General features: G+C 62.8%; 12 protein-coding genes. 5 read left to right on the top strand and 7 right to left on the bottom strand.

Annotated features, from left to right (window positions below):
• Window position 1: 1 nt before the first annotated feature.
• The 4 genes from QEH68_RS17145 to QEH68_RS17130 are packed head-to-tail and all read right to left on the bottom strand — an operon-like array spanning window position 2 to window position 5,126.
• Window positions 2–814, bottom strand: a complete 813-nt coding sequence (locus QEH68_RS17145) for a bifunctional allantoicase/(S)-ureidoglycine aminohydrolase (RefSeq protein WP_011776030.1) — start codon at window positions 812–814, stop codon at window positions 2–4.
• Window positions 815–828: 14 nt separating this feature from the next.
• Entirely contained in the window at window positions 829–2,091 is a 1,263-nt protein-coding gene (locus tag QEH68_RS17140) for an aldolase (protein ID WP_280623521.1), read from the bottom strand.
• 1 nt (window position 2,092) lies between these two features.
• A complete protein-coding gene (aceB, locus tag QEH68_RS17135) occupies window positions 2,093–3,706 on the bottom strand; it encodes a malate synthase A (protein WP_280623520.1) in 1,614 nt (537 codons plus the stop codon).
• A gap of 19 nt (window positions 3,707–3,725) precedes the next feature.
• Window positions 3,726–5,126 (bottom strand): NAD-dependent malic enzyme, encoded by a 1,401-nt coding sequence (locus tag QEH68_RS17130; RefSeq protein WP_280623519.1) that lies wholly within the window; start codon window positions 5,124–5,126, stop codon window positions 3,726–3,728.
• Between the two features lie 221 nt (window positions 5,127–5,347).
• Between QEH68_RS17130 and QEH68_RS17125 the strand changes: the two genes are divergently transcribed.
• The gene (locus QEH68_RS17125) at window positions 5,348–6,103 is read left to right on the top strand and encodes an IclR family transcriptional regulator (protein ID WP_011776026.1); all 756 of its coding nucleotides are present in this window, start codon (window positions 5,348–5,350) and stop codon (window positions 6,101–6,103) included.
• Window positions 6,104–6,170: 67 nt separating this feature from the next.
• Here the strand turns inward: QEH68_RS17125 and QEH68_RS17120 are convergent, their stop codons facing one another.
• The 3 genes from QEH68_RS17120 to pucL all read right to left on the bottom strand — a co-directional run bounded on the left by QEH68_RS17120 (window position 6,171) and on the right by pucL (window position 9,410).
• The gene (locus QEH68_RS17120) at window positions 6,171–6,638 is read right to left on the bottom strand and encodes a DUF2867 domain-containing protein (RefSeq protein WP_280623518.1); all 468 of its coding nucleotides are present in this window, start codon (window positions 6,636–6,638) and stop codon (window positions 6,171–6,173) included.
• A 176-nt stretch (window positions 6,639–6,814) separates the two neighbouring features.
• Window positions 6,815–8,323, bottom strand: coding sequence for a nucleobase:cation symporter-2 family protein (locus tag QEH68_RS17115; protein ID WP_280623517.1), 1,509 nt, complete (start codon window positions 8,321–8,323; stop codon window positions 6,815–6,817).
• A 172-nt stretch (window positions 8,324–8,495) separates the two neighbouring features.
• Window positions 8,496–9,410, bottom strand: a complete 915-nt coding sequence (gene pucL / locus QEH68_RS17110; RefSeq protein ID WP_207594695.1) for a factor-independent urate hydroxylase — start codon at window positions 9,408–9,410, stop codon at window positions 8,496–8,498.
• 370 nt (window positions 9,411–9,780) lie between these two features.
• On the opposite strand from pucL, the gene QEH68_RS17105 reads away from it, so the two are divergent.
• The 4 genes from QEH68_RS17105 to QEH68_RS17090 all read left to right on the top strand — a co-directional run bounded on the left by QEH68_RS17105 (window position 9,781) and on the right by QEH68_RS17090 (window position 13,212).
• A complete protein-coding gene (locus QEH68_RS17105; protein WP_014922716.1) occupies window positions 9,781–9,957 on the top strand; it encodes a hypothetical protein in 177 nt (58 codons plus the stop codon).
• A 391-nt stretch (window positions 9,958–10,348) separates the two neighbouring features.
• Window positions 10,349–11,284, top strand: coding sequence for a hypothetical protein (locus QEH68_RS17100; protein WP_280623516.1), 936 nt, complete (start codon window positions 10,349–10,351; stop codon window positions 11,282–11,284).
• Between the two features lie 349 nt (window positions 11,285–11,633).
• On the top strand, window positions 11,634–12,134 hold the full coding sequence (locus tag QEH68_RS17095) for a hypothetical protein (RefSeq protein WP_280623515.1): 501 nt from the start codon (window positions 11,634–11,636) through the stop codon (window positions 12,132–12,134).
• Between the two features lie 73 nt (window positions 12,135–12,207).
• Window positions 12,208–13,212: a hypothetical protein gene (locus QEH68_RS17090; RefSeq protein WP_280623514.1), complete on the top strand. Its 1,005-nt coding sequence runs from the start codon at window positions 12,208–12,210 to the stop codon at window positions 13,210–13,212.
• Window positions 13,213–13,279 lie beyond the last annotated feature (67 nt).

The following is a 13,279-nucleotide window of genomic DNA, read 5'->3' as shown; positions in this document are numbered from 1 at the left end:
ACTAGGTGAGCTTCACCTGGCGGTTCATGTCCTTGTACAGCAGGTAACGGAACTCGCCCGGACCGCCGGCGTAGCAAGCCTGGGGGCAGAACGCGCGCAGCCACATGAAGTCGCCGGCCTCCACCTCAACCCAGTCGTTGTTGAGCAGGTACATGGCCTTGCCCTCAAGCACGTACAGGCCGTGCTCCATGACGTGGGTCTCCGGGAAGGGGATCACACCGCCGGGCTGGAAGGTGACGATGTTGACCTGCATGTCGTGCGCAAGGTCGCTGGAGTCCGTGAAGCGCGTGGTCTTCCAGACGTCGTCGGTGTCCGGCATGGAGGTGGGCTCCACGTCCTTCTCGTTGGTGACGAAGGACTTGGCTTCGAACCCTTCGAGCCGCTCGTAGGCCTTGCGGATCCAGTGGAAGGACACGATGTCGTCGGAAACGTTCTCCAAGCCCCACTCTGCACCGGCAGCGAGGTAGGCGTAGCCACCCTCTTCGAGGTGGTGCAGTTCGCCGTCGAGGGTCAGGTTCACCTGGCCCTTGGTGACGAAGATGACGCCTTCAACGCCGGCCTCGAACTCGGCCTTGGGAGCCCCGCCGCCCGGCGCGATCTCCACGATCAGCTGCGAGAACGTGGTGGCGAAACCGGAGATCGGCCGCGCGATGATCCATGACCGCGTGTTGGAGAAACCCGGCAGGTTGCTGGTGACGATGTCCGTCATCACGCCCTTGGGGATCACCGTGTACGCCTCGGTGACGATTGCGCGTTCCGTGGTGAGTTGGGTCTGCGGCGGCAGGCCGCCCTGTGGGTAGTAGTACTTGCCCATGCGAGATGCTCCTATCAGTGCGAAGTTGGTTGCGCGAGCCGCGGGTGCGCCAGTGCGGTCAGCTGTGAAAGTTCGACGCCGGCAAGCGCCTTGACCTCGTCGGTCCCCACTGCGCCGCACTGGACGCCGCGGAGGACGAAGCCGGCAAGCGCGCGGGCGGTGGCGGGCTCATCCATGACGCCGCCTTCGGTGCGTTCGACGTAGTTGCGGAGGCGGAGCGCCGCGGCGGGCAGGCCTTCGCGGTAGAAAGCGTACGACGCCGAGAAGCGGCTGGGCAGTTGGGCGGCGTGGAGATCCCAGCCCTGGTAGTAGCCGTTTTCCAGGGAACGGCGGACCAACCGGCCGTGCAGTTTCCAGGCGTCTTCAACGGCGGCGCCCACGGGGATGATGTTGGTGGAACCATCGGACAGGCGGATGCCCGTTCCCGCAACAGCGAGCTGCATGACTTCCTTGGCGAAGTCGGCCACCGGGTGCTCCATGGACTGGTATTCCGCGGAGATTCCCAACGATGCGCTGTAGTCGTAGGTCCCGTAGTGCAGGGCGCTGATGCGTCCCGGAACAACGTGGGGGAGCTGGGCTACAGGTGAGGTTCCGTCGGCGCCGATGATGAGCTGCGGTGTTTCCACCTGGACCTCAAAACGCAGCCGTCCGGCGGGAAGCCCGTGGACTTCCTCCAGGCGGGACACTGCGAAGTCCATGGCCTGGACCTGTGCCACAGTGGTGACCTTGGGCAGGGTAAGGACCAGGCCGGCGGGGAGCTCGCCGGACTCAGCCAAAGTAGAGACGAACAGGTCCAGGGTCTTGAGGCCGCGGGCCCGGGTGGGGGCTTCGAAGCACTTGAAGCGGATGCCGATGAACGGCGGAGCTGTTCCGGCCGCAACTGCGGCTGCAACAGCCTTGGCGGCAGCAACGGCGTCGGCGTCTTCTGCCTCATCCCCGCGGTCGCCGTAGCCGTCTTCGAAGTCCAAACGCAGGTCCTCGATCGGCTCAGCCGAAAGCTTTGCAGCAACCCGTTCGGCAACAGCAGCAGCCAAGTGAGGCTCCTGGCCCAACAGCTGACCCAGCTTTTCCAGGCCGCCGTGGGCTTCCGCCGTCGCGAGGGCCTGGGCGCCCCACTCAGCTGCGAGAGCTGGTGTGAAGCGGTCAGCCGGGATGTAGACGGTGTGGATGGGCTGTCGTGAGCCGTCGTCGCCAGGGTAGTTCCGGTCGAGCAGCTGGTCCGTCGCGGCAAGCTGCGACTCGATGTGGGCCAGATCGGATGCAGAGAATGAGCCCATCTCAGCCCACCAGCTCATACGCGGGCGTGGTGAGGAAGTCGGTGTAATCGTCGGACAAACAGATGTCCTCGATCAGCTTGGACGCCGGCTCGTAGTACTTGGTGAAGTTCTCGTCGCCGAATTCGATGCGCAGGCGCTCGGTCTCTTCGCCCAGGATCCGGGTGACGAGTTCGCGGGTCACGGTGTTGCCCGTGTCCGCGAGCACTGACTTGTTACGGATCTGCTGCCAGACCTGCGAGCGGGAGATCTCCGCGGTGGCGGCATCTTCCATCAGGTTGTGGATGGCCACGGCACCGCTGCCGGAGATCCACACGCCTGTGTAAGCGACGGCGACGTACAGGTTCAGCCGCAGGCCGGCTTCGGTGACGTGGCCTTCGGCGGATGCGACGTCGATCAGCTGCTCAGCTGTGACGCTCACCTCGGGGCGCTGCTTGTCCAGCTGATTCTTCTTACCGCCGTTGGCAGGGTCGCCCAGCACGGAATCGAACACTTCGCGGCACGTGGGAACCAGGTCCGGGTGGGCCACCCAGGAGCCGTCGAAGCCATCGTTTGCTTCGCGGGTCTTGTCGGCGCGGACCTTGTCGAAGGCTGCGGCGGTGACGTCGGGCTGCTTGCGGTTGGGGATGACGGCGGCCATGCCACCCATGGCGAAGGCGCCGCGCTTGTGGCAGGTCTTGACCAGGAGTTCGGTGTAGGCCCGCATGAACGGTGCCGTCATGGCAACGGTGGCGCGGTCCGGGAGGACGAACTCTTCGCCGGCATCACGGAAGTACTTGATGATGCTGAAGAGGTAGTCCCAACGGCCGGCGTTCAGGCCCGAGGCGTGATCGCGCAGTTCGTAGAGGATCTCGTCCATCTCGAACGCCGCCGGGATGGTTTCGATGAGCACCGTGGCGCGGACGCTGCCCTGCGGGATGCCGAGGAAATCCTGGGCGAAGACGAAGACGTCGTTCCAGAGGCGTGCCTCCAGGTGGCTCTCCATCTTGGGCAGGTAGTAGTACGGGCCGTGGCCGTTGAGGAGCAGCTGCTTGGCGATGTGGAAGAAGTGCAGGCCGAAGTCCACCAACGCACCCACGGCGGGTTCGCCGTCGATCAGCAGGTGGCGTTCTTCCATGTGCCAGCCGCGGGGGCGGGCGACAACGACAGCCAGGGGAGCGTCCGTGCGAAGCCGGTATTCCTTGCCTTCCGGCGAGGTGTAGCTCAGGGTTCCCTGGGCGGCGTCGCGAAGGTTGAGGATGGCGTCGATGACGTTGGGCCACGTGGGCGTGCTGGCATCTTCGAGGTCCGCCAGCCACACCTTGGCGCCGGAGTTCAGGGCGTTGATGGCCATCTTGGCCGGGGTTGCCGGGCCGGTCATTTCGACCCGGCGGTCCTGCAAGGCTGCCGGTGCCTCGGCGACCTTCCAGTCGCCGTCGCGGATGTCCTGGGTCTCCGGAAGGAAGTCCAGGCGGGACGTGTCGGCAACCTTCTGGCGCTTGACTTTACGGGCTTCAAGGAGGTCGTTGCGGGTGCCGGCGAAGCGCCTGTGCAGTTCCTCGACGAAGGCCAGTGCCTTGGGAGTGAGGATTTCCTCGGCGCGATCGATCGGCCGGGGATCGGTGACTGTGATAGCCATGTGAGCGGATTCCTTTTTTCTAGAGTGCGCTGGCGGCGTTGGCATGCGCAGCTGCTGCTACGGCACTGGCCACATCGGCGGCAACATGGGGATCGAAGACGCTGGGGATAATGTAACTCGCGTTCAGCTCATCGTCAGCTACCCGGTTGGCAATGGCCTCGGCTGCGGCCACCAGCATGTTCGGCGTAATGTCCGATGCGCCGGCGTCCAACAGGCCCCGGAAGAAGCCCGGGAAGGCCAGCACGTTGTTGATCTGGTTCGGGAAGTCGCTGCGGCCGGTGGCAACCACGGCTGCGTGCTTGGACGCAACAACGGGGTCGATTTCCGGCGTCGGGTTGGCCATGGCGAACACGATTGCATCCTCGGCCATGGAGGCCACCTGCTCTTCGCCGATCACGTGCGGGGCACTGACGCCGATGAAGACGTCCGCTCCCTTGAGGGCGTCGTGCAGGGTTCCGGAGAAGCCTTCTTCATTGGTGTTCGCGGCAATCCAGCTGCGGTGCTCGTCGCCATATTCCTCGCCGGAGTGGATGGCGCCGGAGCGGCCGGCGGCGATGATGTGCTGCGCGCCCTGGGCCTTGAGGAGCTGGATGATGGCCGAGCCGGCAGCGCCGACGCCCGAAACCACGATCTTGACCTCGGAGAGCTTCTTGTCCACCACGCGGAGGGCGTTGACAAGGGCAGCCAGCGTGACGATCGCTGTGCCGTGCTGGTCATCGTGGAAGACGGGGATGTCGAGTTCTTCGCGGAGGCGGTTCTCGATCTCGAAGCAGCGCGGTGCGGCGATGTCTTCGAGGTTGATGCCACCGTAGACGGGGGCCATGGCCTTGGCGATCATGATGATTTCTTCGGTGTCCTGGGTATCCAGGCAGACCGGCCAGGCGTCAACGTTGGCGAACTGCTTGAAGAGTGCTGCCTTGCCTTCCATCACGGGAAGTGCGGCGGCGGGGCCGATGTTGCCCAGGCCCAGCACGGCCGAGCCGTCGGTGAGGACGGCGATGGTGTTGCGCTTGACGGTCAGGTTGCGGGCTGCGGCCGGGTCTTCGGCAATGGCCATGCAAACACGCGCGACGCCGGGAGTGTAGGCGCGTGAAAGATCGTCACGGTTGCGCAGGGCTACCTTGGGGACGACTTCGAGCTTGCCGCCGAGGTGCATGAGGAAGGTGCGGTCCGAGACGTGCTGGACGGTGACGCCGTCGAGGGCGTTCAGGGCGTCCTTCACTCGGGCTGCATGGTCGTCGTCGGTGGTGTTGCAGGTGACGTCAACAACGATCGTCTCGTGGTGGGATTCCGTGACGTCCAGGGCGGTGATTGCTGCACCGGCTGCGCCGACGGCTGCTGCCAGTTCGCTGGTAGCGGTAAAGCTCGACGGTGCGGCGACGCGCAGGGTGATCGAGTTTCCGGGGCTCGGATTCGCCATTGAAATTCCTCCTGTAAGGCCCGTTCCCGGGCCGCCGTTCCAAACTGAATGTTTTCGTATTATGGATATTATTATCTACAAAGTGGAAACACAACCCCTTGCTTGGTCATGTTCGGTGTCATCGCGCAGCTGCGCGCTGTGCTGTATGTTGGGTGTTCTAAGCAATTCTTTTCACGATGCGGATAAGAGTTGTCGGAATCTGAGTCATGGGAGACAAGGGAATGGCTGAAAAAGCCTCCGGAGGCGTGCAGTCCGTTGAGCGCGTCTTTGAACTGCTGGAACTGATCACGGACGCGGGCGGCGACGTCACGCTCAGCGAACTCTCGTCGTCCACCGACCTGCCCTTGCCCACCATCCACCGCCTGCTCCGCACGCTGGTGTCCCTGGGCTACATCCGCCAGCTCCCCAACCGCCGCTATGCCCTGGGCCCGCGGCTCATCCGGCTCGGCGAAGGCGCCAGCAAGCAACTCGGCGCAGTGGCCCGTCCGCAGCTCAAGACACTGGTGGAACGCCTCGGCGAGACCTCCAACATGGCCGTCCTTGATTCGGACATGGTCATCTACGTGGCCCAGGTCCCGTCCATGCACTCCATGCGCATGTTCACCGAGGTCGGCCGCCGCGCCCACACGCACGATACCGGTGTGGGCAAAGCCATCCTCGCCCAGTTGGATGACGAGGTTGTCCGCGGCATCGTGGCCCGCACCGGCATGCCTACTCCCACGGCCAAGAGCATCGGCGACATCGACTCCCTGCTTGCTGACCTCAAGCTCATCCGCGAACGTGGCTACTCCATTGACGAGGAAGAGCAGGAGCTCGGCGTCCGTTGCTTCGCCATGGCCGTGCCCAACGCGCCCACGCCCACCGCGATCTCCGTGTCCGGACCGATCACCCGCGTTGACCAGAGCTTCGCTGACCGCGCCGTGCCCATGCTGCGTGAAGCTGCCATGGCGATCTCCGCGGAGTTGAACCAGAACTAGGCTTACCGCCCGCACCCGCCGAGGTGTCATTTGATGGCAATGTTTCCCAAAGCATTGCCATCTTTTGTTACCTCGGCGTTGGTTGTGGGCGGGTGGCTTTCTTCAGCATGGAGTTCAACACAATCGGGTGCACCGGCCGCACGAGGCTGAAGTACAGCTTCCCCCGCCACCCCTTAAGTACGACGGCGGTGGTCACCCTGATCAGTCGGCCCACCGGATCGACGCCGACGGCGGCCGCGAAGTCCAGGTGTTTGTCCCGGACAAAAATCAGGGCTTCTTCCCCGGACTGCTCCGTCACTCTGAACGTGTCCAGCGGGGCCTTGGGAACGCCGATCAAAGGGACCAGCGCCTGCCGCAAACCCATGGCTCCGGCAACCCAGCGGGGCATCGACTCCACGGCGAACAGCCGCTCTGCCCATTCCGTGGGGTCCGTGCCGGCCCCTTGGGGAAGGACGGCCAAGCAGACGTCCGCGTAGTCCGGCGTCGGGATCTTGCGGAAGGCCAATGAGTGGAAGCAAGGAGCCTGTTCGGTCATGGGCTGATCCTACGGCCCGCCGCGTGGGAAGCGAGTGCCTGCGGTGGCGAGGGCGCCACGTGGGCGGGTTCCGGCGTCGTACATTCTGTTCCTGTCCGCTTTCCGCGCGAGCGACAAAAGGCGGCAGTGTCCCCCAAGGAAACACTGCCGCCTGCTGTTGTTTGCGCGGTTGAAGGCTAGTGCTCCGACGCGCTGGAGGTCTTGAGCGGGACTTCCTTGCCGTCGGCGTCGATGAGCTTGCCGTTTTCGAAGCGGTCGCCTTCGCTCAGGCACTTGATGTCCTCTTCGCTGACAACCCGGTCAGTACCGGCGACGAACACCGACTGGTTGTCTGAATTACCGGCTTTGAAGTGGTTGAAGAGGATGTTCAGCAGGATGGCCATGACGGCTGCCGAGCTGATGCCGGAGTGGAAGATCGTGGAGAACCAGGACGGGAACGCGTCGTAGAAGGACGGTGCGGCGATGGGGATCATGCCGAAGCCGATGGATGCCGCGACGATGATCAGGTTCATGTTGTTCTTGTACTCCACCTTGGCCAAGGTGCGGATACCGCTGGCGGCCACCGTGCCGAACAGCACCACACCGGCGCCGCCCAAAACGGGCGTCGGAACCGCTGCTACAACGCGGCCCAGGATCGGCAAGAGGCCGAGGATCACCAGGATAAGGCCGCCGGCGCTGACCACGAAGCGGCTCTTGATGCCCGTGATGGCCACCAGTCCCACGTTCTGGGCGAAGGCGCTCTGCGTGAAGGAGTTGAACAGCGGGGAGATGGCGCTGGAGAGCATATCTGCGCGGAGGCCGTCGCCGATGCGGCGGGAGTCCACCTTGGTGTCCACGATCTCGCCCACTGCGATGATGTCGGCCGAGGTCTCTGTCAGGGTGACCAGGATGACGATGAGCATGGAGATGATGGCGGCGATTTCAAAGGTCGGCGCGCCGAAAGCGAACGGTGTGGGGAACGCGACGATGTCGCCTTGGCCAACCTTGGAGAAGTCGGCCATGCCTGCGATGAGGGCGATGATGGTGCCGATGACCATGGCCAGCAGGATGGAGAGCCGGGAGATGGCGGCGTTGCCAACCTTGCTCAGGAGAAGGACGACGCCCATGGTTGCTGCTGCGAGCCCAATGTTGGCCATGCTGCCGTAGTTGTCGGACTTGGCGTTGCCGCCCATGGCCCAGTTTGCCGCCACCGGCATCAGCGTCAGGCCGATGGTGGTGATGACTGTGCCCGTGACCACTGGTGGGAAGAATTTGATGATCTTGGAGAACAGGGGGGTGATCGCCAAGCCAATCAGCGATGCCACGATGACCGAGCCGAACACTGCCTGTATCCCGCCGCCGCCTTGGACGATCGCCACCATGGTGGAAACACCGGCGAAGGACACGCCCTGGACCAGCGGCAACTGCGAGCCGAAGAACGGAATACCAACCGTCTGCAGGATGGTGGCCAGGCCGCCAACAAACAAACAGGCGGCGATGAGGAGGCCGATGTCCTGCGAGTTCATGCCGGCAGCTGCACCGATGATGAGCGGCGGGGCAATGATTCCGCCGTACATGGTGAGGACGTGCTGGAAGCCGTAAGCGAAGGTGCTGCCAATTGACAGGCGCTTGTCCTCGGGGCGTTCCGGCTGATGCTTCCGCGAAGAGGTGGTATTCGCAGCGCGGGACTTCTTTTTGATGTTCATGGCAGACTTTCTGGGTTCATGGCAGACGTCTTCGTCTGGCTAACTGTGTCTGGCTAACAAAATCTTGGGGTTTTGGGGTTGGGTTTGTGTGCAGGTCCTTTGCGGGGCGCAAGTGGTGGGACCTGCACACAAACCCTTGGATGGTGCGGTTTAGCGCGGTTTAGGTGCTGGCTTAGCAGAAGCCGGCGATGCCGCTCCAGGCAACCGGGGCAGCGGCGATGTTCTCGCGCTGGACGGTTGCTTCGATGAGGCCGTACGGGCGATCCGCGGCGAAGAAGACCTCGTTGGGGTTGTCCAGGCCGAATGGGCTCAGGTCAACCAGGAAGTGGTGCTTGTTGGGCATGGAGAACTTGATCTCGTCCACTTCGCTGTGTGCTTCCAGGACCTTCTTGCCCATGTCGAACAGCGTCTGCTGCAGGGCGTGGGAGTAGTTCTCGGTGAAGCCTTCCAGCAGGAGTGCCTTGATGTCCTCGTAGCTCTTGTTGAAGTCCGTGCCGGCGAAGTCCAGGTTGGTGTTGTAGCGCCAGCGGGCGGATACATCGGTGGCCAGGATGCGGTCGGTGGTCTCCGGCAGGGTGGTGTACTTGTCGCGCGGGTAGCCGACAAAGCCGGACTGCGTGGTCTTCAGGACGGTCAGGTCCTTGAGGCCGGAAATAAGGTGCGTGGTTGCGCCATCACGGACGACGACGGCGGTACGCACCTCTTGTCCGTTGCGGACGAAGCTGTGGTCGTGTCCCTCGCCATGGGCCTGGATGCGATCCCAGCTGTAGGCCTCGGCTTCCCAGCGGCCGCCGGTGACCCAGTCGAACCCACCTGTGAAGTGGTCTGCAAGGCGCAGGAGGAAGGACTCGGGGGAGCCGATGCCTTCACGGGCGAACGCATAGACGGTGTTCTTCTGGGTGTCGGTGGCAACGACGTGGCCGTTGTCGCCTTCGAGGTGCGCGGCCTGGAAGTCGCCGCGCAGCTGCGAGGTGACGTTCAGGTCTTCGATGTGGTGGCGGTCCGTATCCCGAGTGACTTTGACGACGCGGACTTCTGCTTTGCCGTACTGGTTTTCGCCGAGGACGATGTTGTTGCTCATGGTCATATCCCAACTTCTGTGAGGTGGAACCTACGTTCCATCAATGAAATTAAGCGCGTGTTTCCACCGCGTTTCTGGTGGAGCCGACCCAACAAAAAAGAGCCGACATCCATTGATGCCAGCTCATTACGACCCTGCCTGCTGCTCTCAGGTTACGTGACCTACGCCACGAACTCATTCGAGAGTAGCGCATGATTTCGGCTTGTGTATATGGATTCCGAAGGATCGTTATGAACCATCCAAATGTGACCGGGGCAACTCGGTTTGGCTTTTCGGGGGTCTTGACGCTTGCTTTGCCGCCTGCCTACACTTTCCACATAACAATAAAAGTTTTCCGAAGGGCGGAAACTGCATGCATGAGAAAGAGGAGGAACAGATGGACTCGAAGGATACGAACAACGTCGTGGAATTCCCGGCGCCCGGTCAGGAGCTGTACCTGCCCTTCGGTGCAACAGATCCCGACTTCTACATTCCGGCCGACTGTGACCGCAAGGCTGGCGGGTTCTCCCGCTGGCTGCGCGCACTCCCGGTGTTCGGCCGGCAGCGCCCCTGAGACCCTGCATCTTCGGGGCGCGGACTCTGCGCAACAGAGCCAACGAGGCGGGCGATACCTGGGGAGGTGTCGCCCGCTTTTGTGTGCCTTCTGTGCGCTCCGCCCGCCTCGAGTGCTGTGGCCCCCGTTTCGATGCCTCGCTGCAGATTAGACGGTAGGAGTCATCTAGCCCGCAGCAAGCCATCGAATCGGGCTGGGTTAGCCTCGCGACGCATTCTGGTTCGGGGGAGATCCCGGTCTGTCCGGAACTCGGGAATGACTCCAGGCAGATGCTTCGCTGCAGATTAGACGGTAGGAGTCATCCAGCCCGCAGCAAGCCATCGAATCGGACTTTTCCACATGGGACGGTGCACGCCTTTCCCGGACTCGCGGGCTTGGCGAAAGTTGGCTCATGACTACTACCTCCCCCAAGGAACTCCCACCCGGCATGGATTTGTGGAGGACAGGCCAGCTTAATGAGGCAGGATTCAATGCCCGTGCCATAGCAGTCCTAGTGCGAGGGGGAGTTCTGGTGAGGCTCCGCCGGGGGTGCTACATTCGTGGGCGGACCTGGGCGGCGCAAAAACCTTGGGTCCGAAGCCGGCAACTGATCGCCGCGCACGCCCACGGGACACTCACGACGTCGGGCGGTGGCTTGGTCTACAGCCACACCTCCGCTGCCCGCCTCCACCGCCTGTTCCTGTGGGATGTTGACGACCGCGTGCACATTACGCAGAAGAAGACGCCGTCGCCGGTTTCGCATGGCCGCGATGTAGTCGCCCATTCCAGAGTGCTTGGGAAGGGCGAGGTGGTCCTCGTGGACGGGCTGCCGTGTACTTCGCTGGAGCGGACAGTGGTGGACTGTTGCCTGATGTTGGACTACCGGCAGAGCCTTGTCTTGATGGACCATGCCCTCCGCATAGGTGCTGATGTCGCGAGGTTGACGCAGATGTGCGAATTCCTGTCCGGCAGAAACGGAGTGCTTTCGCTGCGACGGGCTTTGGAAAATGCCGATCCCCGCTCTGAGTCCCCTGGTGAGACCCTAAGTCGGGAACTTCTGGTGCGACTCCGCATTGAGCCACCGGAACTTCAGGTGGAAGTCCGCACGGTTGAGGGCCGGCACCGTTTGGACTTAGCCTGGCGCGACAAGAAGGTGGCCTTGGAGTTCGACGGCAGGATCAAGTACTTCGACTACGCGCCAACGGATGAGGTTGTCTTCCAAGAACGTCAGCGCGAAAAGGCCCTGACTGAGCTCGGCTGGAGGTTCATTCGCATCAAATGGCGGGATCTGTTCCAGGAGCGCGACTTCAAGATGCGCGTGCTGCGAACTCTCCGCGCGGCCGAATAGACGAATCCCTGCGCACTCGACGGCTCCTGCCGTCTTATGCGCAGCGAAGCATCGAAATGGTGGAATGTGATCTGCGTAACAATCGGCGGGGCGCTGAGGGCTTCACGTAAGCTGGGCTGACGGCCACCCCCTTGGGTCTTGAAGGCCGTGGCGACCCTGACTGAGGGTTGCGTTTGCTCGCTCGATGGCGCCGGCCTTACGTCCGCACGCGTCGCACCGCAGCATGTCGAGTAATACCGACGCTCGTCATCGAGCCGTGCCGGGTCACGATCCCCGGCCGAAAATCCCTGCCTCGGCAGGTGACAACGAGAGCCGGGTGTGGGGATTCCGGCAACGCAGCAGCCTGCTTGTGGCTGCTACCCCAAAGGAACACTGTCATGAAACTCAAGGTCTCAATGCTTGGGGTGGTGATCGCGTTGGCTCTGGCAGGTTGCACGACGCCGACACCGACACCGACTATAACCGCCACGGAAGCATCGCCGAGTCCGACTACCGTAAGCCCGACGCCTTCGCCGACGGAGACGAGCGAAAGCCCGACGCCGACGCCTTCGCCGAGTGCGACGACGGTTGGCCCGACGCCGACGCCTTCGCCGAGTGCGACGACGGTTGGCCCGACGCCGACGCCTTCGCCGAGTGCGACGACGGTTGGCCCGACGCCGACGCCGACGCCGACCCCGACGCCTTCGCCGAGTGCGACGACGGTTGGCCCGACGCCGACGCCGACGCCCACCCCGACGGCCACCCCAACCCCCACAACTCCAACCACCGGCACCCTCGCCAATCTGGCTCGGGTTCCCTGGGATGGCGGCCCTGCGTACTGGGCAAAGTTCCCCGGCGCAGCGAAGCTTAACAACCCTAATCTGTTCCCCGTCAGCGTCTATTACGGAAAACCTGAGCACGCCACCCAATTGAAGGACATTGGCGTGAACGTTTACCAGAACGCCGAGCATGACGGTTCCACGATGGCGTCCATTACGAACACGGGAATGCTGGTCATCGCCGGAACAGAATGGTCCCGGACTGAAGTGGGCAGCAACCCGAACGTGGTTGGCTGGGACACCTATGACGAGTGCGACATGCTGGGGCTTGGCTGCGACGGTTCAACATATGAGCAGAACCTTCAGCAGATGAAGAACAAGGTGGCCCAGATCCGTGGCTTCAACGACGGCAGGTTTGCGTTCGCCAACTATTCCAAGGGCATCCTGGGAACCTATTGGGCGCCGGGGCTCATGGATGACTTCATGTCTGCTGTTGACGCGGCATCCGTGGATAACTACATGTACACGCGGGCGGATCTACAGGACGAGTTGAACCGGACGCCGGCATGGCCGGAGGGTGCGAACACTGCTACCTCGGCGGCCTACGGCTGGCAGATTGACCAGATGCGCAAGTTCCAGTCGGTGCCGGGTATCCATCCGAACTGGATATTTGTTGAGTCGGCACGCCCGTTCCTGAATGCCTCCAATGACCGCACCATCACACCGGAGCAGATGGAAGGCGCTATGTGGTCCGGCATCATCCATGAGGCACGCGGGATCAGTATCTTCCAGCACAACAACAATGGCCAGGCAGGCTTCGGGACGTACTCACTGGTTCAGGCGCCGGCTGACAGGAAGGCGAAGATCAAGGCTGCCCTAGCCGGTATCCAGTCCTTGGCACCTGTACTCAACACGCAGAGCTATGTGTGGGACGCAGGCGCCGCGGGCACGGACACGATGCTTAAGGCGAAGGATGGAAGTGCCTACCTCTTCGCAGGCATCGGCTTGAACGGCGGTACAGGTTCCAAGACGTTCACCCTCCCGGCCGGGATCACCGGTACGCAGGTGGAGGTTGTGGGCGAGAACCGCACCATCTCTGTCCAGAACGGAAAGTTCACAGACTCGTTCGCCAACGAGTACACACATCACATCTACAAGATCACGATCTGATACAACTGGCGGTCGGCGGCGAGATCGCCGGAATAGTGCGAAATCGCCGGAACGTTCCCTGTGAAAT

The organism is Paenarthrobacter sp. OM7 (assembly GCF_029873575.1).
Taxonomy (GTDB): Bacteria; Actinomycetota; Actinomycetes; order Actinomycetales; family Micrococcaceae; genus Arthrobacter.
The sequence above is the reverse complement of the archived record's forward strand: the minus strand, read 5'-3'. Positions and strand labels throughout refer to the sequence as shown.

Bases quoted from the DNA above. Each gene is read 5' to 3' on its own strand.
- QEH68_RS17145 (WP_011776030.1), bottom strand. From the start codon at position 814: ATGGGCAAGTACTACTACCCACAGGGCGGCCTGCCGCCGCAGACCCAA.
- QEH68_RS17140 (WP_280623521.1), bottom strand. From the start codon at position 2,091: ATGGGCTCATTCTCTGCATCCGATCTGGCCCACATCGAGTCGCAGCTT.
- aceB (WP_280623520.1), bottom strand. From the start codon at position 3,706: ATGGCTATCACAGTCACCGATCCCCGGCCGATCGATCGCGCCGAGGAA.
- QEH68_RS17130 (WP_280623519.1), bottom strand. From the start codon at position 5,126: ATGGCGAATCCGAGCCCCGGAAACTCGATCACCCTGCGCGTCGCCGCA.
- QEH68_RS17125 (WP_011776026.1), top strand. From the start codon at position 5,348: ATGGCTGAAAAAGCCTCCGGAGGCGTGCAGTCCGTTGAGCGCGTCTTT.
- QEH68_RS17120 (WP_280623518.1), bottom strand. From the start codon at position 6,638: ATGACCGAACAGGCTCCTTGCTTCCACTCATTGGCCTTCCGCAAGATC.
- QEH68_RS17115 (WP_280623517.1), bottom strand. From the start codon at position 8,323: ATGAACATCAAAAAGAAGTCCCGCGCTGCGAATACCACCTCTTCGCGG.
- pucL (WP_207594695.1), bottom strand. From the start codon at position 9,410: ATGACCATGAGCAACAACATCGTCCTCGGCGAAAACCAGTACGGCAAA.
- QEH68_RS17105 (WP_014922716.1), top strand. From the start codon at position 9,781: ATGGACTCGAAGGATACGAACAACGTCGTGGAATTCCCGGCGCCCGGT.
- QEH68_RS17100 (WP_280623516.1), top strand. From the start codon at position 10,349: ATGACTACTACCTCCCCCAAGGAACTCCCACCCGGCATGGATTTGTGG.